Annotated in this window: 20 protein-coding genes; 11 read left to right on the top strand and 9 right to left on the bottom strand. The window is 63.9% G+C overall.

The window, feature by feature from the left end; translation table 11 throughout:
• Positions 1-117 precede the first annotated feature (117 nt).
• Positions 118-873 (top strand): sensor domain-containing protein, encoded by a 756-nt coding sequence (locus ATN37_RS10255; RefSeq protein WP_042919947.1) that lies wholly within the window; start codon positions 118-120, stop codon positions 871-873.
• Positions 874-1,028: 155 nt separating this feature from the next.
• The gene (locus tag ATN37_RS10250) at positions 1,029-2,162 is read left to right on the top strand and encodes a DUF4192 domain-containing protein (RefSeq protein ID WP_218695085.1); all 1,134 of its coding nucleotides are present in this window, start codon (positions 1,029-1,031) and stop codon (positions 2,160-2,162) included.
• Here the strand turns inward: ATN37_RS10250 and galE are convergent.
• Both galE and ATN37_RS10240 read right to left on the bottom strand, forming a co-directional pair.
• Positions 2,159-3,148, bottom strand: coding sequence for a UDP-glucose 4-epimerase GalE (gene galE / locus ATN37_RS10245; RefSeq protein ID WP_003942257.1), 990 nt, complete (start codon positions 3,146-3,148; stop codon positions 2,159-2,161). The genes ATN37_RS10250 and galE overlap by 4 nt on opposite strands.
• Before the next feature lie 8 nt (positions 3,149-3,156).
• A complete protein-coding gene (locus ATN37_RS10240) occupies positions 3,157-3,843 on the bottom strand; it encodes a metal-dependent transcriptional regulator (RefSeq protein WP_003942150.1) in 687 nt (228 codons plus the stop codon).
• A 176-nt stretch (positions 3,844-4,019) separates the two neighbouring features.
• On the opposite strand from ATN37_RS10240, the gene ATN37_RS10235 reads away from it, so the two are divergent.
• Entirely contained in the window at positions 4,020-5,291 is a 1,272-nt protein-coding gene (locus tag ATN37_RS10235; protein WP_218695084.1) for an acetoin utilization protein AcuC, read from the top strand.
• Entirely contained in the window at positions 5,284-7,995 is a 2,712-nt protein-coding gene (locus ATN37_RS10230) for a bifunctional GNAT family N-acetyltransferase/acetate--CoA ligase family protein (RefSeq protein WP_030536893.1), read from the top strand. Before ATN37_RS10235 ends, ATN37_RS10230 begins: the two co-directional genes overlap by 8 nt.
• A gap of 124 nt (positions 7,996-8,119) precedes the next feature.
• On the opposite strand, the gene ATN37_RS10225 is transcribed toward ATN37_RS10230, so the two are convergent.
• The 3 genes from ATN37_RS10225 to ATN37_RS10215 form a co-directional block, all read right to left on the bottom strand.
• Positions 8,120-9,091 carry a sigma-70 family RNA polymerase sigma factor gene (locus ATN37_RS10225; RefSeq protein WP_003942639.1) on the bottom strand — a complete coding sequence of 324 codons (972 nt, stop codon included), beginning with the start codon at positions 9,089-9,091 and terminating at the stop codon, positions 8,120-8,122.
• Positions 9,092-9,250: 159 nt separating this feature from the next.
• Entirely contained in the window at positions 9,251-10,750 is a 1,500-nt protein-coding gene (locus ATN37_RS10220) for a class I SAM-dependent methyltransferase (RefSeq protein WP_218695083.1), read from the bottom strand.
• 26 nt (positions 10,751-10,776) lie between these two features.
• Complete coding sequence (locus ATN37_RS10215) at positions 10,777-11,136, bottom strand: DUF3099 domain-containing protein (RefSeq protein WP_003942638.1); 360 nt, start codon at positions 11,134-11,136, stop codon at positions 10,777-10,779.
• 83 nt (positions 11,137-11,219) lie between these two features.
• Between ATN37_RS10215 and ATN37_RS10210 the strand changes: the two genes are divergently transcribed.
• Entirely contained in the window at positions 11,220-11,456 is a 237-nt protein-coding gene (locus ATN37_RS10210; protein ID WP_003942602.1) for a DUF3039 domain-containing protein, read from the top strand.
• On the opposite strand, the gene ATN37_RS10205 is transcribed toward ATN37_RS10210, so the two are convergent.
• Complete coding sequence (locus ATN37_RS10205) at positions 11,429-12,691, bottom strand: YihY/virulence factor BrkB family protein (protein ID WP_218695082.1); 1,263 nt, start codon at positions 12,689-12,691, stop codon at positions 11,429-11,431. The genes ATN37_RS10210 and ATN37_RS10205 overlap by 28 nt on opposite strands.
• Positions 12,692-12,947: 256 nt before the next feature.
• Here ATN37_RS10205 and ATN37_RS10200 point away from each other — a divergent pair, with 256 nt between their 5' ends.
• Positions 12,948-14,726: a DEAD/DEAH box helicase gene (locus tag ATN37_RS10200; protein WP_020907558.1), complete on the top strand. Its 1,779-nt coding sequence runs from the start codon at positions 12,948-12,950 to the stop codon at positions 14,724-14,726.
• A 133-nt stretch (positions 14,727-14,859) separates the two neighbouring features.
• Here the strand turns inward: ATN37_RS10200 and ATN37_RS10195 are convergent, their stop codons facing one another.
• A complete protein-coding gene (locus tag ATN37_RS10195) occupies positions 14,860-15,051 on the bottom strand; it encodes a hypothetical protein (RefSeq protein WP_003942643.1) in 192 nt (63 codons plus the stop codon).
• A gap of 234 nt (positions 15,052-15,285) precedes the next feature.
• Between ATN37_RS10195 and ATN37_RS10190 the strand changes: the two genes are divergently transcribed.
• From ATN37_RS10190 to ATN37_RS10175, 4 genes are all read left to right on the top strand, one after another.
• Positions 15,286-15,663 carry a DUF952 domain-containing protein gene (locus tag ATN37_RS10190; RefSeq protein ID WP_064112866.1) on the top strand — a complete coding sequence of 126 codons (378 nt, stop codon included), beginning with the start codon at positions 15,286-15,288 and terminating at the stop codon, positions 15,661-15,663.
• Positions 15,664-15,749: 86 nt separating this feature from the next.
• Complete coding sequence (locus ATN37_RS10185) at positions 15,750-16,232, top strand: cation:proton antiporter regulatory subunit (RefSeq protein ID WP_021344116.1); 483 nt, start codon at positions 15,750-15,752, stop codon at positions 16,230-16,232.
• Positions 16,233-16,239: 7 nt separating this feature from the next.
• Positions 16,240-17,412 (top strand): cation:proton antiporter, encoded by a 1,173-nt coding sequence (locus ATN37_RS10180; protein ID WP_003942634.1) that lies wholly within the window; start codon positions 16,240-16,242, stop codon positions 17,410-17,412.
• Positions 17,413-17,433: 21 nt separating this feature from the next.
• Complete coding sequence (locus tag ATN37_RS10175) at positions 17,434-18,243, top strand: tyrosine-protein phosphatase (RefSeq protein ID WP_047269342.1); 810 nt, start codon at positions 17,434-17,436, stop codon at positions 18,241-18,243.
• A gap of 69 nt (positions 18,244-18,312) precedes the next feature.
• On the opposite strand, the gene ATN37_RS10170 is transcribed toward ATN37_RS10175, so the two are convergent.
• Positions 18,313-19,737: an RNA polymerase sigma factor gene (locus ATN37_RS10170; protein ID WP_370333980.1), complete on the bottom strand. Its 1,425-nt coding sequence runs from the start codon at positions 19,735-19,737 to the stop codon at positions 18,313-18,315.
• Positions 19,738-19,849: 112 nt separating this feature from the next.
• Complete coding sequence (gene ppgK, locus ATN37_RS10165) at positions 19,850-20,617, bottom strand: polyphosphate--glucose phosphotransferase (protein ID WP_042449945.1); 768 nt, start codon at positions 20,615-20,617, stop codon at positions 19,850-19,852.
• Positions 20,618-20,786: 169 nt separating this feature from the next.
• Between ppgK and ATN37_RS10160 the strand changes: the two genes are divergently transcribed.
• A complete protein-coding gene (locus ATN37_RS10160) occupies positions 20,787-21,665 on the top strand; it encodes an inositol monophosphatase family protein (RefSeq protein ID WP_042449947.1) in 879 nt (292 codons plus the stop codon).
• The last annotated feature ends 3 nt before the right edge of the window (positions 21,666-21,668 follow it).

The raw sequence follows: 21,668 nt of genomic DNA, 5'->3' as shown, positions 1-21,668 counted from the left end.
TGGCAGAGTGGAACACAAGGTCGGCACGGCCGATTTGTCCGAAATGGATTGGTCGATTGTCGGTATCGGTCGAGTGCGGAGGCTTACATGCGGGTGTGTCCACGATCGTCCAGGCGAGTGGCCGCATGCTCACTTGCTGCGGTGGCCGCCGTTGCACTACTCGCGGGCTGCTCCGGGTCGGTCCAAGGAGCACCCGTTCCGGACTCCGCGCCGGCGACTGCCGGTGCGACCGACAGCGGCACGGCGGCGCCGAGTACGACGGCTGCACCCAAATCCTCGACGCCGAAATCCACCTCTCCGAAAACGGCGGCACCGCTGTCCGAACTGCTGCTGACTCCCGAGGAATTCCCCGAGCCCTTCGGCGCTGTTGTGCTGCCCCCGCAAGCCGTTCCGATGGCAGCGCCGGATCTAGTCGGCGTCCCGCGCGGTGCTACCGTCGATCCGTCCGAATGTGAGCCACCGGAACAGGATTACGGTCCGAACGGGACCGTGATGGCGGTCGGGACCGACAACGCGACGAGGGCAACGATTTCGGTTGAACTCACGAAGGTCGATGCACCACTGGACGAGTTGGAAGCGCAAACTCGGCAGTGCCCGTCCATGACTGTCACTGCGAACGGCGTCACTACGACAGTGACGACGGAAATTCTTCCGCCGTCGCCGATCGATGCCGACAAGACGATGTCACTTCGCCGCACTGTCGTGTCCCCCAAGGCCACAGCCGGTGATCAGACGATGCTGACCTTGATCGCGCAGGTCGGCGACGTACGGGTGGCGACAACACTGATGACGTTCGGTTCTGCGACGCCCTCGACGGCACCGCTGGATCAAGCGTTCACCGCAGCCGTACAGAAGGTCAAAGCAGGCAAGTGATTTCGCAGCACACAGGTCCGACAAGTAGCGGAACTGCTCCGTGCGGCGCGGTACTTGGTCCCCAACAAATGCGGTAATCCACAGACGACTTGGACGCAGCTGTTTTCCCTGGTCGAGCAGACGGCCGGGTCAGGGTGATCAGCGACGGTGTGTGCATGACGACATCACCTCTTCCGGGAGAATTCGAATTCTCCGACGACGACCTTACCGCCCTTCTCGGATGCGTCGAACGCGTCTCCGATCCAGGCGAATTGATCGCGGCAATACCCGCACTCCTGGGCTTCCATCCGTCCAACTCTGTGGTTGCGCTGTCTCTGATGGGCGCCTCCGCCTCGACGCTCGGACCAGTGATGCGGCACGACTACTTTCCCAGTGTCAGGGGAAAGCCCGCGAGGCAGATGAGCGCGGCGCTGCGCCAGTTCGCCGCCGTCTGTGACGGGGAAGGCGCGCGTGCGGTCGTTCTCGTGGTGATCACCGATTGCTCGGCAGCTGAAACTCTGATCGATGAAACCATCGAGCTGGCCGAGGTATTCGAAGACATGCTCGGTGGAACCTGCGTCGAGCTGGCCGACGTATTGTGCACGGCCGCAATAGAATCTGGCCAGCCGTGGACGAGCGTCATGCGTTCGATTCACCGCGGCGCCCTGCCAGACCCGGCATCTTCGTCGGTTGCAGCAGCACAGGTGTTGGGCGGGAGGGTCATTCGCCGTTCGCGTGAGGAACTGGTCCGGTGGGTACACGGCGCCGCTCGCAATCACGACACGATTGCCCGACTGATCGCGAGCCGACGAGAGTCGAGCGCGCACAGTGGGGGACCGAGCGGTGAAACCGCAGTTCAGTGCCGGATCGATCTGGTGTTGGAACACGTCCGCCGTGTCGAGGCAGGCGCTCACCGCCCTGACCCGCAGGAATGCGCCGATCTGGTGGTCGCATTGACGGACGTACGCGTGCGCGACGTGGTGCTGGGATTGGCGATCACGTCCGTTGCGGCACATGCTGAGCAATTGTGGCTCGTGCTCACCCATGAAGTCCCGTTGCCCGAACGAGCTTGGCCGGCAACACTTCTCGGCTTCTTTGCATATGTGCGTGGCGACGGACCTCTGGCAGGTGTTGCGCTGTCGGCCGCGCTGTCGGCCGATTCGGAACACACCTTGGCGGGATTGCTGGATCTATCGCTGCAATCCGGTATGCGCCCCGACGGAATCCGTGACCTCGCGGCCGTCGGATTGTCCATCGGGGAATCGCTCGGAATCACCGGCTTGCCGCCGGCACTGCCGAATGGAAGCTAGCGAGCAGCGTGTGAGCGGTCGCCCAGATCCTGGAGGAACTGCCATGCGTCGGCGACGATGACGTCGAGATCGGTACGCGTGGGCGTCCAACCCAGCTCGGCAATCGCCTTGTCGCTCGATGCGATCAGTACTGCCGGATCACCCAGCCGTCGTGACGCGTCCTCGACGTTGATCGGCAGGCCGGTGACCCGCGCACAGGCGGCGATCACCTCGCGCACGCTGAAGCCGGCACCGCTTCCGAGGTTGTAGATGCGGTGCTCGCCGGGAACCGAGGATTCGAGCGCCAGTAGATGTGCTTCGGCGAGGTCCAGCACGTGGATGTAGTCGCGTACCGCGGTTCCGTCCGGCGTGGGCCAGTCGGTTCCGAAGACCGAGATCTTGTCCCGCTGTTCGAGCGCGACCTGCAGGACGAGTGGAATCAGGTGGGTTTCGATCACCCGGTTCTCGCCGGCGGACTTGTACGCACCTGCGACGTTGAAGTAGCGCAAGCTCGTCGCACCGAGGCCGTGGGCGATCGAGTACGAGGTGATCGCATGATCGATCGCGAGCTTGGTCGCGCCGTACGGATTCGTAGGGCGGGTCGGAGCGGTTTCCACGATGGGGGACTGCTCCGGTTCGCCGTACGTAGCTGCGGTGGACGAGAACACGAGGCGCGGAGTACCGGAGACACGGATCGCCTCGAGCAACTCGATGGTCGTGACGACGTTTCCGCGCCAGTACTTTTCGGGGTGCAGCACCGATTCGCCGACCAGCGACTGCGCCGCGAAGTGAAGCACACCGTCGAAAACCGGTGAACCCGCACTGCCGAGGACGTCGGCAGCAAGCGCTCCCACGTCTCCTTCGATGAACTCGGCACCGGCAGGCACCGCGTCGGCATTTCCGGTGGAGAGGTCGTCGATGACGACAACCTCGTGTCCACGCTCGAGCAACACAGTGCTGCACACACTGCCGACGTAACCGGCGCCGCCGGTGACCAGGAGTTTCATCTACTTCCTCAGACCTGCTTGACCTGAACGGCGTGAGCCATTTCCTCGGACAGGTCGAACCCGCTGTGACCCGGCACGATGATCGTCACCGAGCCCGGACGGGTTTCGACCGTCACCCTGGCGTCGGGAACGACGCCGGCGTCACGCAGCTGCGCGATCACCTCGGGATCGGACTGCACGTGCTCGGCCAGTCGCCGAACGACCACAGCTGTCTGTGCGCCGTGCGGAATATCGGTCAGGCGCACCAATGTTTCGGTGGTGGCAACCGGGCCGTCGAGTCCCAACTGGTCCAAGCCCGGAATCGGGTTGCCGTAGGGCGACGTCGTGGGGTTGTTCAGAACGACGACGAGCCGACGCTCGACCTCCTCGCTCATCACGTGCTCCCAACGGCATGCCTCGGCATGTACGTCTTCCCATTTGAGACCGATGACGTCCACCAGCAGGCGCTCTGCCAACCGGTGCTTACGCATGACAGAGATCGCGAGATCGCGACCCTTGTCGGTGAGTTCCAGATGTCGATCGCCGGCGACCATCAGCAAGCCGTCACGCTCCATACGCGCAACAGTCTGGCTGACGGTGGGTCCGCTCTGTTCGAGCCGTTCGGCGATCCGCGCCCGGAGTGGGACTACGCCCTCTTCTTCCAAGTCGTAGATCGTCCGGAGATACATCTCCGTGGTGTCGACTAGATCCTTCACACTCAACCCCTTCGTCAGTTGATCATTCTACCGTTCAGTTCGTGGTTCCGGTGCCGCCTCCACCGCGGCGAGTCCAGCGCGTGTCCGAATTGGATTCGTGTCACTCGATCTCGGTCTCCGAAGCGGGCCACGAGTGTGGTGTGCAGCACGAAACGAGAAGGAAGTAGCGTGATCCCATGACCGCGTCGATCAGATCTGACGGGGACCCCGCGGCGTCTCGAGCGAATCGAGTCGTGGTGTGGAGTCCGGAGTACCTGAGCTATCGGTGGAGCGCCGATCACCCGATGAATCCCACTCGCCTCGATCTCACGATGGCACTCTCGCGAAGCCTCGGACTTCTCGAGGGCGTCGAATTTCTCGAACCGAGTGCCGCGTCCGATGCCGACCTCCTCAGAATCCACACACCGGCATATCTTGCAGCGGTCAAAGACGCGGGTAACTCTGCGAACAACGGTGTGAGCGGCCAGGATGTTCCCCACGGGCTCGGTACCGAGGACAACCCGGTCTTCCCGCACATGCACGAAGCCAGTGCGATCCTCGCCGGCGGCTCGCTGGCCGCAGCGCAGGAAATCGCTTCGGGACGTACGAGGCGCGCGGTCAGCATCGGCGGCGGCATGCACCACGCGATGGCGGATTGGGCCTCTGGATTCTGCGTCTACAACGATGCGGCGGTTGCGATTTCGTGGCTGCTCGACAACGGCTACGACCGCATCGCCTACATCGACGTCGACGCTCACCACGGCGACGGAGTGCAACATGCGTTCCTCGGGGACCCGCGGGTGCTCACGGTCTCGCTGCATCAGCACCCGGCAACCTTGTGGCCGAACACCGGATGGTCGAGCGAGGTCGGCGACGGGGCCGCCGAAGGTACGGCGGTGAACATCCCGATGCTGCCCGGAACCGTCGACGCGTTGTGGCTGCGTGCATTTCACGCCGTCGTCCCGGGAGCCATTGCAGCCTTCCGCCCGCAGATCATCATCAGCCAGTGCGGAGTCGACTCGCACCGCGAGGACCCGCTCGCGGATCTCGCCCTCACCGTCGACGGTCAGCGCGCCGCGTTCCTGGCGATGCGTGACCTCGCCGACCGCTACTCCGAGGGGCGGTGGCTGGCAGTCGGAGGCGGGGGATACGGACTGGTGCGCGTCGTGCCGAGGGCATGGACTCACTTGATCGCTGCAGCGCTCGATCGCGAGATCGACGTCGACACCGCTGTCCCGGAAGACTGGAAGGAATCGACGAAGCTGCGAGCGCCGAGCGTCGACCTCCCGCCGACCATGGGGGACGGCGGTGATGTCGCCTACACGCCGTGGGACGGCCCGGGTGGTACACCGGAGACAGGTGTCGCCTCGGTGGACCGTGCACTCACCCGTATCGACTCGGCGATCATCGCGACACGTCGCGCTTCGTTCCCGCTACTCGGACTCGACCCGGAGGATCCCCGTGACTGAACAGTCCGATACCGAAGCTGCAGGCGGCGAGGCGAGCGGCCAGGCGCCGAAGACCGACCCCGCTCACACCTATCCCCATTCCTGGGTAGTCGATGTTCTCGCCTCCGACGGCGGAGCGGTGGCGTTGCGACCCATCGTTCCCGAAGACGCGGACAAGCTCGTCGAATTCCACGGCAAACTCTCCGAACGCACCCGGTATCTGCGCTACTTCGGCCCGTACCCCACGATGTCGGCGCGCGACGTCAAGAACTTCACGACGGTCGACCACCACAACCGTGTGGCGTTCGTGATGATGCTCGGCGACGAGATCATCGCGGTGGGTCGATACGAGCGACTGCTCGACGTCGGTGACGGAAAGTCTGCCGAGGTCGCCTTCGTCGTCGCCGACGCACACCAGGGGCGCGGCCTCGGCCCGATCCTGCTCGAGTACCTGGCAGCGGCAGCGGCCGAGAACGGTCTGACGATGTTCGTCGCCGAGGTCCTCTCCGAGAACCGCAACATGGTGACGGTGTTCCGTGAGGCGGGGTATCAGGTGAGCCGCTCTTTCGACGGTGGCGTGCTGAGACTCGAATTCGCGATCGACCCGACGGAAGCGCTTGTTTCAGTACGCAATTCACGTGAGCGGGCAGCTGAGGCCCGCAGCATGGGAAACGTGCTCAGCCCGCGATCGGTGGCGGTGATCGGCGCATCAGCGGACCCGGCCAAAGTGGGTAACGCGGTGTTGACCAACCTGCTGCGCGGCGGATTCACCGGACCGGTCTATCCCGTCAACGCGGAGCATCGTTCGGTACACGGCGTTCGGGCATATCCGACGGTTCGTGACATCCCCGACGACGTCGATCTCGCCGTCGTGGCTGTACCTGCAGAATCGATCAATTCGGTACTCGACGACTGCCTCGACAAGGGCGTCAAAGCGCTGGTGGTCGTCTCGTCGGGCTTCAGTGAGAGTGGTCCGGACGGGCGCTCGTCCGAACGCAAACTGGTCCATGCAGCGCGCGCTCACGGTATGCGCCTCATCGGCCCGAATGCGCTGGGTGTCGCGAACAACGACCCGGCGATTTCGTTGAATGCGACGCTCGCGCCGGTCTTGCCGGTGGCAGGCAACGTCGGCTTCTTCTGTCAGTCCGGCGCGCTCGGTATCGCCATTCTCGACGAAGCCGCTCGCAGCCGAATCGGATTGTCCGCCTTCGTTTCCGCCGGTAACCGTGCGGACGTCTCGGGTAACGACCTTCTGCAGTACTGGGATTCCGACCAGTCCACCGAAGTGGTCCTTCTCTATCTGGAGAGCTTCGGCAACCCACGGAAGTTCTCTCGCATCGCGCGTCGAGTTGCGCGGAAGAAGCCGATCGTCGCGGTGAAGAGCGGTCGGCACGCGGTTCCGCCGGTGCTCGCCGCCACCGGAGTCGAGATCGACGATTCGATCGTCCGCGCCCTCTTCGAACAGGCGGGCGTCATTCAGGTCGGGTCCATTTCACAATTGTTCGACTGCGCCTTGCTCTTCGGATACCAACCGTTGCCCGCCGGCCCCCGGCTTGCGGTCATCGGCAACTCGACCGCGCTCGGTGTCCTCGCTGCGGACGCGGCCCGCAGTGAAGGTCTGCAGGTCAGCGACCCGGTCGACCTCGGCGCTCAGGCGAGTCCGGAACTGTTCGCCACTGCCGTGCGCGACGCTTTGGCGTCGTTCGACGTCGATGCCGTCATTGCCGTCTTCGTTCCTCCGGTCGCCATTCCGGTCGAGCCGTTCGCGAAAGCACTCAAGGACGCCGTCGCAGGCTCGGACAAGCCGATTCTCACCACGTTCCTCGCAGCTGAGGGTGTGCCGGACGTCCTGGCGGTTCGTGACGAAGTCGGTAACCCGACCCGCGGTTCGGTGCCGTCCTACCCGGGGCCGGAGCGTGCCGCCCTGGCGTTGGCGAGGGCTTGGCGATATGCGGAGTGGCGCAGCAAGCCTGCGTCGAAGGTGGTTCGACCCGTGGGTATCGACTCCGAGCGAGCCCAGAAGATGGTGGCAGATTGGCTTGAAAACTCTCCTGGCCGTTGGCTTTCAGATGTGGAAGCGGCGGCGCTGCTCGAGTGTTACGGGGTCGCCGTCGTCGAATTCCGTTCGGTCCTGAGCGAAGACGAAGCAGTAGAGGCAGCGGATGCTGTCGGCTACCCGGTCGCGGTCAAGGCAACCGGCGAAATGTGGCGACACCGACCGGATCTGGGCGGTGTCAGGCTGGATCTGAGTGGACCGGAATCGGTGCGCCTCGCTTACCGAGATCTTGCGGCAGCGTCGGGTGAACCGCTGCTGCACGTGCAGAAAATGGCAACCAAGGGCATCGGATGTGTGGTTGGTGTCCAAGACGACCCGTCGTTCGGTTCGCTGATCTCGTTCGGGCTTGCCGGTGTGATCTCCGATCTCCTCGGTGACCGTGCCTATCGCGTACTGCCTCTCACCGAGGACGCTGCTACGGAATTGATCGACGCGCCCAAGGCCGCGCCGCTTCTCTCCGGATACCGCAACGCCGTTCCGGTCAACAAGGGTGCGTTGGTTGATCTGGTCCAGCGCATCTCGGCGCTGGCCGACGACATTCCCGAAGTCCGCGAACTGGCCTGTGAGCCGGTACTCGCTTCGGCTACCGGCGCGGAGATCACCGATTCACGTGTCCGAATCGGACCTGAGCCGAGCGCAATCGACCTGGGGCCCAGGCGGCTGCGGTAGACACAGCGAACAACACCGGCCACCGCACATTCCCGAGGGGGAGGGAAGTAGCGGTGGCCGGTGCTTTGTGCGGTGCGTCAGCGCGAGTGGTGTGGCGCGCTGACGCACGTGCTGTGTTGTTTGATCAGCTCGCGTAGGACCGCAGTTTCTCGGCGCGATCGCCGACGCGGAGCTTGCCCATGACCTCACGCTCGATCTGACGAACCCGCTCACGCGAGAGGCCGAAGAGCTTGCCGATCTGATCGAGGGTGCGGGGCTGGCCGTCGTCGAGACCGTAGCGAAGTCGGATGACCTGCTGCTCCCGCTCGTCGAGCGTCCCGAGCACGCTGCGCACATCGCTGTGCAGCAGACCGGCGATGACGGCGTTCTCGGCCGAGGTCGCCTCGGAATCTTCGATGAAATCGCCCAAGGGCGCTTCTTCGTCGTTGCCCACAGGCATGTCCAGGCTTACCGGGTCGCGGCTGTGGTCGAGCAGGTCGGCAATCTTGTGCGCCGGGATGCCCGACTCTTCGGCCAACTCGTCGTCCGTGGCTTCTCGCCCGAGCTGCTGGTGCAGTTCGCGCTTGATGCGGGCGAGCTTGTTGACCTGCTCCACGAGGTGGACTGGGAGCCGGATGGTGCGGCTCTGATCAGCCATTCCGCGGGTGATTGCCTGACGGATCCACCAGGTGGCGTACGTCGAGAACTTGAAGCCCTTGGCGTAGTCGAACTTCTCCATCGCACGGATGAGTCCGAGGTTGCCTTCTTGAATCAGATCGAGGAGCGGCATGCCGCGGCCGGTGTAGCGCTTGGCCAGCGACACGACGAGTCGCAGGTTCGCTTCCAGGAGGTGGCTACGTGCCGACTGTCCCTCGCGAACGATCGTTGCGAGATCCCTCTTCTTGGCGACTGTCAGGCGCTTTCCCGTGGCAAGGACGTGGCTGGCGTACAGCCCCGCTTCGATTCGCTTCGCCAGTTCGACCTCGTCTGCTGCTGTCAGCAGTGCAGTACGACCGATCCCGTTCAGGTAGACGCGGACCAGGTCTGCGGCCGGGCTCTGGGCGTCCAGATCTGCGGCGCTCGGACGAATGCGAGTAGTGGTGCTGGGGCTTGTCATGACTTGCCTCCCTATCGGCGGTCTCTCACACAGTTCAACGTGTGAGAGTTCCGGGAAAGTTCCCGTGCCGATTTCCGCTAAATCGCCGTGACCTGCAGTTATTTCCCAGTCGTCCTGAGAAGTTGCTGAGAACACAAAAATCTGCAACTCACCGGGAACTCAGTTCGTGACGGGAAGCACCAACCCGTGCCGAACCAGCGAGACCATCATTGTGACGACGGCCTCACGTAGCTGGTCCGGGTCTTCGCCGTTCGCCGCGGCAAGAAGTTCGATCAATTCGTCGACCACCAGTCCATCAGCTCGGAGTCCGGCCAACAGCGCAGCACCGAGCTCGTCGATCTCGTGCTGCCAGTGCGGTCCGTTGCCGCGGTGCACACGCGTGACCACTTGTTGCCATCCCTCGTCACCGGGGAGGTAGACGCGTTCGAGAGCCGTGTCCGGATCGAGGACGAAGCGTTCCTCGAGGACGTCGTGTTCACGCAACCAGGCAAGACGGTCGAAGTAAGCGAGCGCCTCGGCCCCGAGCGGGTCCGAGAAGCCGTGCATGAGGTCCTCGGCCATCAGGTCGGTGGGGGAGTCGGTGCGGCGAAGGAACACGAAACCGAAGCCGACGCCCTCGACGTCGGATTCTTCGAGGTGATCCAGCCAGGCGTTTGCTCTCGATGCCGTTTCCGGATCTCGCGGATCCTGCCCGCCGTCCTTGAGCCACGTACCGACGTACAGAGCCGGATCCGCGACATCGCGCTGGACCACCCAGGCATCGACGCCGTGGGCCGGCAGCCACGACGCGATCCGCGACCGCCAGTCCTGCCCTTCGACGTGCACCCAGGACGCCAACAGAGCTGCCGTGCCGCCGGGGTTCAGGTAGTCGATCGATTGCGAGATCATCAATTCGCTCGCACCGTCGAGATCGAGGCCGGAATCGCGGTACGTGTGATGGACGCGTGCCTCGCCGACGACAAACGGCGGATTGGCGACCACCTGGTCGAAGGTTCGACCCTCGACGGGTTCGAACCAGGACCCTTGAAGGAGTTCGACGTCCAGTCCGTTGAGGGCCATGGTTGCTGCCGTGAGGTCGACAGCACGTTGATTGATGTCGGTTGCGGTGACCGAATCGGCGTACGTGTTCGCGTGCAGGGCTTGGATGCCGCATCCGGTACCGAGGTCGAGCACGCTGCCGACCCTCGCGGTGGGCGTGGCCTGCAGCAAGGACAGTGACGCATGCCCGACGCCCAGCACATGATCGGCCGTGGCCTTCTTGGGACGGATTCCGCCGTCGAGATCCGAGATCACCCAACGATCGCCGTCGCCGACGTCGATGGGGCGAAGATCCACCGCGGCCCGCACGAGCGGATTCTCACTGTCGAAGTTCTCACCTTCGAGCAGACCGGCGTCGACGCACTGCGCGATTGTCAGCGGAGCCAGCGCCGCGGCGACGTCGCCCGCCGGGCAGTCATCGGCGACAAGGAACAGTCTGATGAGAACGCCCAGGTCCCCGAGTTCTCGGGTGGCGCGGCGCACGGGCACCGGCTCACTTCGACCGAGAGCAGCGTGAACTTCGGGACCCAACGCCTCGAGCATGGTTCCGGTGTCGAATCGATTGCGAAGCAGAGCCTCACGCAGCGCAGGGGTGATGGACAGGAGCGTTTCGCTTCTCACCCTGTCATTCTCGCAGGCGGAACTTGTCAGCCTTCGATGGTGTGGTGCGTCGCGGATTCGATCTCGCCTGCGGTCTTCTTTCGTCCGTCGTATCGACTCGGTTCGTCCTTGGTGCGCGGTGGTCGGTCGTTGGCGATCAGGACGGCGATCCAGGGAAGCGGAATGGATGCACCGATGATGAGCATCGAGATCCAGGCGTTGGCCCAGATGCCGTACGCGATCGCCGCGAGGATCAACGCCGGGAACCGGAAGGACATGATGATCATGTACTTGCGCACTCGGGCTTTGTGCTGTTCTTCGACGGACTGCTGCGCTTCGGTGATCAGTACGGGATTGTCGGGAGTCCCGGCCTCGTCGGACCTGCCGAACGCGCCATTTCGTGCCATGACTCCACTGTTCCACTCTCGGCCGACAATTGCACACGACCCGTGGGTCGCACCGCTGTGACGGAGACGGCATTATTGGAGGGGTGAGCACTCAAACCAAGGAACGTCCCGACGTCTCCACCGACGAAACGACCGACGACGACACCCCGAAGTTCTTCCACTACGTGAAGAAGAACAAGATCGCCGAGAGCGCCGTCATGGGAACCCATGTCGTCGCGCTGTGCGGTGAGGTGTTTCCCGTGACGAAGTCCGCCAAGCCGGGATCACCGGTGTGCCCGGACTGCAAGAAGATTTACGAAGGACTCCGTAAGGGCGACTGACCTCGGGTCAGGCGAGCGGGAGTACTTCCGGAGCTCTGCGGATCGACAGCCTCGACGCAGTCGGCCGCCGGGCTCTTCGCGTCTGCGTGCGGTTCATCGCAGGGATCTTGGTCGACGCACGAGTTCTGGCGCGACTCCGATTGTCTGCTCTCGGTTTGTCTGCTGCGGGGCCGCCCGTACGAGGGGACCGTGGCCGGGTCCGCTTTGTCGCCCGAGATGCGGATAGGGCTGGTGGCCAGGTGCCAGGTCAGATTGGTGACCGGACCGGTCTTTTCGTCGGTGTTCTGAGCCGCAAGCCACTCTCGCATCTGCTCCATCCGAGTGGCACGAGCGGGCCAGAACTCCTGAACCGTCGCGTTGAACTCGGCGCCGAGCACGACGGCAAAACCGAGGAAGAACGTGAAGAGCAGAAACGCGATCGGCGTTGCCAACGCGCCGTACGTGTAGCCGGTGCTGGTGACGAATCCCAGGTACCAACGCAATCCGGTGCTGGCGGCCATGAAGAACACACCAGCGACCAGGGCGCCCGCGAGCAGCCGATGCCACGGCAGCGACTTCGGCAGAGCGACCTTGTAGAGCGTCGTGAGGCCGATGATCACCAGCAGACCGACAGCAGGGTAGTAGAACGTGTCGACCAGATTCGATCCGACCACGTACCAGGAGGCCGGCAGTGCTCGCCCGACGAGCGTCGGCCCCAGAGCTACCAGTGGCAGGATGAACACCGCCATCACCAGGAACATCACGTAGAGAAGCAGGGCGAAGATGCGCTGCCAGATGGGATTGCGCGCATCCTGCTGACCGTGTGCTTCCACGATCGAGTCGACGAACGTACTGATCGCCGATGATCCCGCCCACAGGGAGAGCAGGAAGCCCACCGAGATGATCTCCGGTCGTCCGCGTTGAAGGACGTCCGTCACCGTCGGGCGGATGATCTGGTCGACGACGCTTTCGCTGAAGATCGTTCCGCTGAACGTGACGATCTTGGATTCGATGATCTCGACGGTGTTGGGTCCGAACCACCCACCGATGTAGCCGATCATTCCCAGAAGGCCGAGCAGCAGGGGAGCAAGCGACAGCGTTTGCCAGAACGCGGCCGTAGCCGCCTTTCCGAAGATGGAATCGTCCCAGGCCTTGCTCAGGGTTCGACCGATCAACTGCCCGGTGCGGCGTAGCGGATGCCATCTGCGGTGGTGCAGATCACTTCCGCTCGACTTCTCGCCTCGCGCTTCACTCATGATGTCTCCAGCATCCCTGACGACACACCCGGTTGCCCAACCATGGCGCCGACGTGTCGCACATTTCTGAGACAATTCGCGTGCAGGTCGGCAGGACGCGAGAGAAGCGAAACCTCGCCGGCCGGAGTGAGAACGGCCATGAGTACGCGCTTCGAGTGCGGCTTTCGTCGGTGGCGGCGGCTAGGCTCGTCGCCGGACATTGATGAAAATTCGAGGAGCGCGAGACAACAGTGCGATTCCAGTGGAGGCGCGGCCTATGACGTCTGAGACCGTGGCAGCCGAGTTCGGCAATTCGCCCGAACCCGCCGGAGCTCAATCCGCGGGAACCCAACCTGGCGCCCCTACCGGTTCCCTTCGTGCATGGCAGCGCCGTGCACTGACCAAATACCTTTCCAGCAGTCCGCGTGACTTTCTGGCGGTCGCAACGCCGGGAGCAGGTAAGACCACCTTCGCTCTGCGGGTAGCTTCGGAATTGCTCCGTGACCGGACGGTCGACCAGATAACCGTCGTGGCGCCGACCGAGCACCTCAAACACCAGTGGGCGGAGTCCGCACAGCGCTCCGGCCTCGCATTGGACTCGCGGTTCTCCAACTCGACCGGCCAGACCTCGAGTGACTATCACGGCGTCGTGCTGACCTACGCCCAGGTTGCCTCGCACCCGTCGAAGCATCGTGTGCGGACCGAGGGCCGCAAGACGCTGGTCATCCTCGACGAGATCCACCACGGCGGCGACGCCAAGAGCTGGGGCGACGCCATTCGTGAAGCTTTCGGCGACGCGACCAGGCGTCTCGCACTGACCGGAACCCCGTTCCGCAGTGACGACAGTGCCATTCCTTTTGTCGAGTACGAGCCGGACAAGGAAGGTCTGCTCCGCTCGAAAGCCGACCACTCCTACGGATATTCGGATGCCCTCAAGGACGGCGTGGTTCGCCCCGTCGTGTTTCTCGCCTACTCGGGCGAGGCACGGTGGCGAAACAACGCCGGCGAGGAATTCACCGCTCGACTCGGCGAGCCGCTGAGCGCCGAGCAGACGACTCGGGCCTGGCGAACTGCCTTGGACCCTGCCGGCGACTGGATTCCTGCCGTGCTGCAAGCAGCAGACACCCGTTTGGCGCAGCTGCGCAGTACCGGTATGCCCGATGCCGGCGGACTTGTCATCGCGACGGACCAGACAGTGGCCCGCGAGTACGCGAAGGCCCTGACAGCGATCACCGGCGAACAGCCGGCTGTCGTGCTGTCCGATGACCCCACCGCGTCCAAGCGAATCGCCGAATTCGGTGCGAGCGACCAGAAATGGATGGTCGCGGTCCGCATGGTGTCCGAGGGTGTCGACGTTCCCCGTCTGGCGGTCGGTGTGTACGCGACCAGCGCGTCGACTCCGCTGTACTTCGCTCAGGCGATCGGGCGCTTCGTGCGCTCGCGTCGTAAGGGCGAAACTGCCAGCGTCTTCCTGCCGTCGGTGCCGGTGCTTCTCGACCTTGCCGCACAGCTCGAGGCCCAGCGTGATCACGTACTCGGCAAGCCGCATCGTGAGAAGGACGGCCTCGAAGACGACCTGCTCGCCGATGCGAACAAGCAGAAGGACGAGCTGGGCGAGGAGGAGAAGGCGTTCACGTCCCTGGGCGCCGATGCCGAACTCGACCAGGTGATCTACGACGGATCGTCCTTCGGTACCGCGACATTCGCCGGAAGTGACGAGGAAGCCGACTACCTCGGTCTGCCAGGTCTACTCGACGCCGATCAGATGCGGGCGTTGCTGCGTCAACGCCAGCAGACACAGGTCGAGGCCAACTCGGCCAAGGCTGCCGCCCCGCAACCCACGGCGGCAGTGGTATCCGATCGAGCGGCCACGGCAGATCAGCTCGGTGCGCTCCGCAAGGAGCTGAACGGGTTGGTGGCGATGAACGTCCACCGCACCGGTAAGCCGCACGGCATCATTCACGCAGAACTGCGCCGGGTGTGCGGCGGTCCGCCGACGGCCATCGCTACTGTCGATCAGCTGACCGAACGCATCGCGATTCTCCGCAGCTGGTAGCAGCCGATACCGGTCCCGCACGCTTCGCGTGCTTGCGACCCCGGAACGGCAGAACGGGCGATCACAGTGACTGTGATCGCCCGTTCTGGCGTTCATGGCGCGCCTCGTGAAGAGGCCACCCCCGGCTGACAGGTCAGATTGCGGGTTCGCTTTCGGAGACGACGGCATTCATCTCGCGAAGTCGATCCGCGTGTTCGGTTGCGTGGTGTCCGCAGAAGAGAAGCTCGCCGCCGGTGGGAAGCACGGCGCGTACGCGTGCTCCGGCACCGCACCGGTCGCACCGGTCGGCAGCGGTCAACTGTGGGCTGGTCAGTGTTCCGGGCATGACTCCTCCGTACTGGCTTTGCGGCATTCGGGCCGCGTGCCTGGGGCCTGGTCCGCCGCGTCGGAATGGCGCGGTAGATCCACTCTTACAGACGTTTGGGGTTTACGGGTTGTTCCCGAAGGCGTTTCTTAGTGTTGTGTCTCACTGGAAATGCGCTGGGCAGGCATTCTCGGGTGAAGATTGTTCGCTGACAGCTGATTCGGGTCGCCGACCTCAGCCCGATATTCTGGGCGGATGAACCCGGGACGCGAACCACTTGTCGACGAGAGCGTCGAGTTGCTCCACATGTGCACGCGCGAGGAGTGGGCGCGGGCACAACAGCTCGGTGAACGTATCCCCGACGGATTCGAGGCGGAGGGATTTGTCCACATGTCGACTCCGGCGCAAGTTCATCTCCCGGCCAATCGGATCTTTGCCGGCCGTGACGACATAGTCCTTCTGGCTATCGATCCGGCCTTGCTCGTCGGTCAGGTCAAGTACGAACCGGGTGTCCCCTCGGACCCGGAATCGATGCGATTCCCGCATCTGTACGCCCCGATTCCCGTCGCAGCCGTCACCGCTGTCGTCGAGTATTTTCCGGGCGAGAACGGCGTGTTTTCGCCGGTTCGGTAGGTCGCCGGTTGGCCGGTCGTGAACTGTGCCCCGCGGATTACGGCCCTCCCGCGATGCAGGTCACCGATCGGCGCTACCGTTGGTATATGAACGTAGAAGTCACCCCACTACCGGGGATCGGGACGCGCAAGGATTTTGTTCTGTCTTCCGGTCGTCGCGTGGGTGTCGTCACCCATCGGGACGGTCATACCGACCTCATCGTTTCCAAGGCAGACGACCCTGACGCGTGTGCTGCCTCGCTGCCTCTGACCACCGAGGAAGCGGCAGCGCTCAGCAATCTCCTGGGGGCCCCCCAGCTCGTTGCTCAGCTCGAGGAAGAGCACCGTGACCTTCCGGGCATTCGAACCAAACAGCTCTACATCAAGGACGGTTCTCGCTACGACGGACAGACCCTCGGGGACACCGGCATGCGCACGCGTACCGGAGTGTCCATCGTCGCCGTCATGCGGGCAGGACAGGTGAGCCCGTCTCCGAACCCCGACTTCACGTTCACCGGGGGAGACCTTCTCGTGGCAGTCGGAACGCCGGACGGTTTGGCTGCAGCGGCAAAAATCTTGGCCAACGGCTGACTGGCGCGTGGACACAACCACCCTCGCACTGATCGAACTCGGCGCGGTCTTCTTCGCGCTCGGACTGCTCGGACGGCTCGCTGCTCGCGTCGGCATGTCGCCGATCCCGTTCTACCTGATCGGCGGCCTGTGCTTCGGACAGGGCGGTTTCATCCAGCTCGGCGACATCGGCGAGTTCTCCCATCTGGCAAGTGAGATCGGGATCGTCCTGCTCTTGCTGCTCTTGGGGCTCGAATACACTGCGGCCGAGCTCGTCACCGGTCTCAAACGCTCGCGGGTAGCCGGCATCGTCGACATCGTCCTCAACGCCACCCCTGGCGCGGTTGTCGGCTTGATGCTCGGCTGGGGCGTCGTGGGGGCGACGGTCATGGCCGGCGTCACCTACATCTCGTCTTCGGGAATCATCGCCAAGGTGCTCAGCGACCTGGGGCGCCTCGGTAACCGCGAGACACCGGTCGTGCTGTCGATTCTGGTGTTCGAAGACCTGGCGATGGCGCTGTACCTGCCGATTCTGACCGCGATGCTCGCGGGCGTGAGCTTCATGGGCGGGCTCGAAGCGGTCGGGATCTCGTTGTTGGTCATCACCGTGGTTCTTGTCGTGGCCCTCCGATACGGACGGTACGTCTCCGCCCTCCTCGACAGTCCCGATAGTGAGACGCTCCTGCTCAAGCTGCTCGGTGCCGCACTGTTGGTCGCCGGCATCAGTTCGGCGATGCAGGTGTCGGCGGCTGTGGGCGCATTCCTCCTCGGAATCGCGATCTCGGGGTCGACGGCGCACAATGCCAGTCGCGTGCTCGAGCCCCTTCGAGATCTGTTCGCCGCAATGTTCTTCGTGGTCTTCGGTCTCAACACCGATCCCAGTTCCATTCCGCCAGTCCTCGGATGGGCCGCGATCCTGGCAGTGGTCACGGCGATCACGAAGCTGGTAACCGGCGCTTGGGCGGCCAGACGTCAGGGTGTCGCGCGAATGGGTCAGGCGCGCGCCGGTGCCGCTCTGATCGCCCGCGGTGAGTTCTCCATCATCATCGCAGGCCTCGCGGTGTCCGCAGGCGCCGTCGACGCCGAACTTGCCGCATTGGCAACTGCTTACGTGCTCCTGATGGCGGTCATCGGCCCGGTGGCGGCAAGAGTTATCGAACCGGTCGCCTCGTTGTACATCAAGGTTCGTACGAAGTCCTGATTGCGGTCCTATTCTGTCCGGATGTCGAACAGAATCGCCCGTCCCGCCGCGACCGCTCTGTGTGCGCTGATCATCTCGTGTGCACCGGTCCCGGCGCTCGCCGGTGGAATTCCCGCTCTCGACCACGCCGGACCCACAGCTGCGCAGGTTGCCACGGATCGATCGCTACACCTCGAGGGTGCGTCGAACGCGCGTGACATCGGTGGCTACGTCGCCGCGGACGGGCAGACCGTTCGGTGGGGGAAGGTATTTCGCTCGAATGCCCTCGACAAGCTGACACCGTCGGATCTCGCGTCGTTGAGCGAACGCGGAGTGGAATCGGTCGACGACTTCCGTACGGTCGTCGAACGAACGCTCTCGCAGGATCGCCTTCCGAACGGGGCGCGAAGCAACTGGTTCGACGTCATCGGAACCAACCCCGCCAACCTCCCGGCGCTGGTGGACATGCCGACGATGTACGCGTTGATGGTGACCGATCCGGGGGCGAGCCGCGCATTCCACGACGCGCTGGTGAACGTCGCGAACACCGACGGTGCAGTCCTCTACCACTGCTCGGCGGGCAAGGACCGTACCGGTTGGATGACCGCAGTTCTCCTGACCGTCCTCGGCGTGAGTCGCACCGACGTGAACGCCGATTACATGCTCAGCAATCAGTACCTCACCGGACCCAGCACGGGGAGCGCGTTCATCGACGGCGTCGAACAGTCTTGGCTGGACACGTCTTTCGCCACGGTGGATCGGGTGTACGGCAACTTCGACAACTACGTCCGGGACGGCCTTCAGTTGAGCGAGGACGATGTCGCACAACTCCGGGACACACTCTTGGTCTGAGGCGGCAAACGCACAAGAGCCGCTCTCCGGCGATCCGGAGAGCGGCTCTTGTGTGCATAGCTGGTGTGACTAGTCGAGGTAGTCGCGCAGAACCTGCGAACGCGACGGGTGGCGCAGCTTCGACATCGTCTTCGATTCGATCTGGCGGATACGCTCACGCGTGACGCCGTAGACCTGTCCGATTTCGTCTAAAGTCCTCGGCTGACCGTCGGTGAGACCGAAGCGGAGGCGAACCACGCCGGCTTCGCGCTCGGACAGCGTCTCGAGTACCGACTGCAGCTGATCCTGCAGCAAGGTGAACGAGACGGCATCGACTGCGACAACAGCTTCGGAGTCCTCGATGAAGTCACCGAGCTGGCTGTCGCCCTCGTCGCCGATGGTCTGGTCGAGAGAGATCGGCTCACGCGCGTACTGCTGGATTTCCAGCACCTTCTCCGGCGTGATGTCCATTTCCTTGGCGAGCTCTTCCGGCGTGGGCTCACGGCCCAGGTCCTGGAGCAGCTCACGCTGGATACGGCCGAGCTTGTTGATGACCTCGACCATGTGCACCGGGATACGGATGGTGCGAGCCTGGTCGGCCATTGCGCGGGTGATGGCCTGACGGATCCACCACGTGGCGTAGGTCGAGAACTTGTAACCCTTGGTGTAGTCGAACTTCTCGACTGCACGGATCAGACCGAGGTTGCCTTCCTGGATGAGGTCCAGGAACGCCATGCCGCGGCCCGTGTAGCGCTTGGCCAGCGAGACGACCAGGCGGAGGTTGGCCTCGAGGAGGTGGTTCTTGGCGCGGTTGCCGTCGCGGCAGATCCAGCTCATGTCGCGTCGCTGAGCCGCAGGCAACTTCTCGCCCTTGTCAGCGAGGTCCTGCATGATCTGCACGGCGTAGAGGCCGGCCTCGATGCGCTTGGCCAGTTCGACTTCCTCTTCGGCGTTGAGGAGTGCGACCTTGCCGATCTGCTTGAGGTAGGCGCGAACCGAGTCGGCGGACGCCGTCAGTTCGGCATCCTTGCGTGCCTGACGGAGAGCCTCGGACTCTTCCTCGTCCCAGACGAAGTCGCCGGAAGCCTTGTCCTTCTCGGACGGCTCTGCAGCGGTCTCTTCGTCTTCGCCGACTGCTACGACCTCGACGACATCGGACTCGACCTCGGCAAGGTCGCCGTCCGTGATGTCGATGTCTTCCAACTCGACATCGCCGTCTTCGGCGTCAGGATCGCCGGCCTTCTTGGGGCTGGCCTTCTTAGCTGCTGCCTTCTTGGCCGGAGCTTTCTTGGCCGGAGCCTTCTTTGCTGCTGCCTTCTTGGCGGGGGCCTTTTTCGCCGGAGCCTTCTTGGCTGCCGGAGCGGTGACGGTGGCCGCCTCCACGGCTGGAGATTGTGGCTCTGACTCTGATGGAGAATCAGCAGTCTGACGTGTATCGGTGGCTGCCACGTACGCCCTTTCGTGACGGTGTCGTGCGGCGTCACGCCAGAGTGGTGATCCGGCGGAGAGGTCAATGGTTGTTGGCCGGCGCGCAGCCGGACTTCACCATTGTAACGACTCTCAGGAAACTCTTACGTCACGGCGGGCCGTAACAGGTAGATTTTCCGCTTTTCACGTGCGGGTATTCTCATCCGGCGACGGAGGCCGGCCTGGTCAGTCCGACCGATGCGAGCGCAGCTCCGGCAATTCCGGCGGTGTTGAGAAGGGTGGCGGGGACGACCTTGGTGCGGTTGGTCAGATGCGGAATCCACTTCTCGTGCTTGCGGCTGATACCGCCTCCGGCGATGAAGAGATCTGGCCAGAGCAGGTTCTCGAAGGTGGTCAGAACTCGCGAGACCTCGACGGCCCACTCCTTGTAGCTCCAGTCCTTCTTCTCCTTCACCGACGACGCCGCCCGGTGCTCGGCTTCCTTGCCGTCGACCTCGAGGTGACCGAACTCGGTGTTGGGCAACAGAACTCCGTTGTGCAGCACGGCAGATCCGATTCCGGTGCCGAAGGTCAACAAGATCACGACGCCGGAGGTGTCTTTGCCCGCTCCGAACGAGTCCTCGGCGATTCCGGCAGCGTCGGCGTCGTTGAGGACGGTGACCTCGCGCCCGCCCAGCGCCTTGCCGAACAGAGCGGCCGCGTCGGTGTCGATCCAGGACTTGTCGATGTTCGCGGCGCTTCGCGCGACGCCGCCGGTCACGACAGCGGGCAAGGTGATGCCGACCGGACCGGTCCACTTGGCCTGCTCGACGATCTCGGCGACAGTGCCCGCGATCGCATCGGGTGTGGACGGCTGCGGGGTCAGGATCTTGATGCGGTCACCGATCATTTCCCCGGTGCTCAGGTCGATCGTGCCGCCCTTGACGCCGCTGCCGCCGACGTCGATCCCGAAACCTGTGGTTGTCATCGTCCTGCGCTCCTGAGTGTCGAATTCGAGGTCACGATCTACCGTTGCAAACACTAACCCGAACAAGGACCCGGGCGCGTCCTCTCGAACCGCCCACCTCGAGACGTTCGAGTGGTGCCCCTCGGTAGAGATGTGTTGCGATGGTCCGGTGCGCCCTTCAGAAAGAACGATGCCCGACTTTTCCGCCGATTCTCTGGACCCCGCACAGTTGCGGGAAGTAGCCGTAGCCGTCGCCGAACGCGCAGCCGAACACGTCCGCTTGCGTCGGCCCGAGGTATTCGGCCTGGTGGGTTCCGGTGCCGCCGAGGGTGGTTCGGTTGCGGCGAAGAGCACGCCCACCGATCCCGTCACGGTGGTCGATACCGAAACCGAACAAGTGATTCGCGACCTTCTGGCGCAATTGCGCCCTGCAGATTCGATCCTGGGTGAGGAAGGTGGCGGAGACACCGACGATTCCGCGGGAGTTCGATGGGTTGTCGATCCCATCGACGGCACGGTGAATTTTCTCTACGGAATCCCCGCGTTCGCCATCTCGGTGGCCGTACAGATCGACGGGTTCTCGGTAGCCGGGGCTGTCGTCGACGTGTCGTTGGAAACCACGTACGCCGCGCATCGGGGCGGCGGTGCAACCATGACCACGGCCGACGGCGTCGTCAGCGACCTGCAAGCCAATGAGGTGACCGAGCTGTCAATGGCGCTGTTGGCCACCGGCTTCGGTTACGGAGCGGATCGCCGGAAGGTGCAGGGCACGTTGATCGGGCAGATCCTGCCGCAGGTCCGCGACATCCGACGCATCGGTTCGGCTGCGTTGGATCTGTGCATGGTTGCCACCGGCCGGGTCGACGCTCACTTCGAACACGGACTGAGTCCGTGGGACTGGGCAGCCGGCTCCTTGATCGCTTCCGAAGCGGGCGCCGTGATCAACGTCCCGGCGCCCAATTCCACGTCGGCCGACGGCGATGTCGTTTACGCAGTCGCTCCGGCGATCGCCGAGCAGTTCGCGCACATGCTCGGAGCTACCGGCGCAGATCAGCCGATTCCGAGCTGAGGC

The sequence above is a fragment of the Rhodococcus sp. MH15 genome (assembly GCF_019266045.1).
Taxonomy (GTDB): domain Bacteria; phylum Actinomycetota; class Actinomycetes; order Mycobacteriales; family Mycobacteriaceae; genus Rhodococcus_F; species Rhodococcus_F qingshengii.
Note: the sequence above shows the minus strand (reverse complement) of the source record. Positions and strands in the feature narration are given on the sequence as shown.